The 1,324-nt window shown below is 64.4% G+C and carries 1 protein-coding gene; it reads left to right on the forward strand.

The window, feature by feature from the left end:
- Positions 1-273 precede the first annotated feature (273 nt).
- Positions 274-1,324, forward strand: a 1,051-nt coding sequence (locus tag LOX95_RS14165; RefSeq protein ID WP_242915705.1) for a S8 family peptidase, incomplete at its 3' end; no start/stop codon positions are given.

Below are 1,324 nucleotides of genomic sequence, written 5' to 3' on the forward strand. Positions count from 1 at the left end.
TCGACATGAGCGTACGCAGCCTTCACGCCCTGCCGGACGGCTCGTCCCTGCAACTGCACGCCACCGCCATCCGTGACGAACAGCACCGCCGCGATGCCAAACCCGGCTATGCCTTCATGGCCGTGTGGCAGCACCCAATCTGAGGCATGCCCCCAATCTTCCCCGTCTTACCCGGCATTTGTGACTTGCCTTCTCCCCGAAATGGGGTCGAGGGTGGTTAACGCCTTTCAAGCGTTACAATAAATGAAAGGTAGAGTGTGGGGAGTAGGGTTCATGACACAGGCTAGGTACACATCGATTGCGTTGACGGCGGGCCTGCTCGCACTCCCGCTGGCTGCCTGTGGCGGCGGCGGTGGTGGCGGTGGTGGCTCGATAATCACGCCTACGCCGCCCGCGCCCCCGCCCCCCACTCCACCGACGCCTCCGCCCACCCAGCCGCCACCCATTCCGGCGCAGTCCGCTCGTGAGTACACGCTGAACTGGGGCGTAGCGGACACCAAGGTCTATTCGGCTTGGCAGGCCGGTGCGACAGGTCAGGGCGTGACTGTCGCTGTGATCGATTCCGGCATCGATATGGATCACCCCGATCTGGCCGCCAACATCTCGCCGCGCTCGACCGACGTGGTCATCGGCCGAAACAGCCCCGAGGGCCCGGACAGACACGGCACCCGCGTGGCCGGCTTTATCGCCGCCCCCTTCAACAGTCGTGGCACCGTCGGTGTGGCGTTCAACGCCTCGATCATGTCGATCCGCGCCGAGGTATCCGACTGCACCGATCCCGAAGACGATGTCTGTTTCAAATCGTCCGATCTGGTGCGCGCTATAGACTATGCCGTCGCCAACGGTGCCCGTATCGTCAACATGTCTCTGGGTGGCGAAGGCCCTCTCGGAGCCGCCTTTGAAGCCGCTCTGAAGCGCGGCGTCGATGCCGGCGTCATCTTCGCCATCGCCTCGGGTAACGAGGAGGGCACCAGCCCAGAATGGCCGGGGCGCTATGCCTCGGACCCGCGCTTCGCGGGGGCTATCATCGTCGTGGGGGCTCACGGTCCTGACGGTGCCATGGCGACATTCTCGAACCGCGCCGGTGTCAGCCAGAACGTATATATTTCCGCACCGGGCAGCGAAGTGGTCGGTGACTGTGAGGACAGCTGCTGGCGCATGGGCGGCACGTCATTCGCTTCGCCAGTCGTTGCCGGTGCCATGGCGCTACTCAAGGAAGCCTTCCCCAATCTGACAGGCCGCGAGATTGTCGAAATCCTGCTGCGCACGGCGGCGGATGCGGGTGACACCGGCACCGATATCGTCTGGGGCCGGGGCAAGCTGG

This window comes from Brevundimonas pishanensis (assembly GCF_022750635.1).
GTDB lineage: Bacteria > Pseudomonadota > Alphaproteobacteria > Caulobacterales > Caulobacteraceae > Brevundimonas > Brevundimonas pishanensis.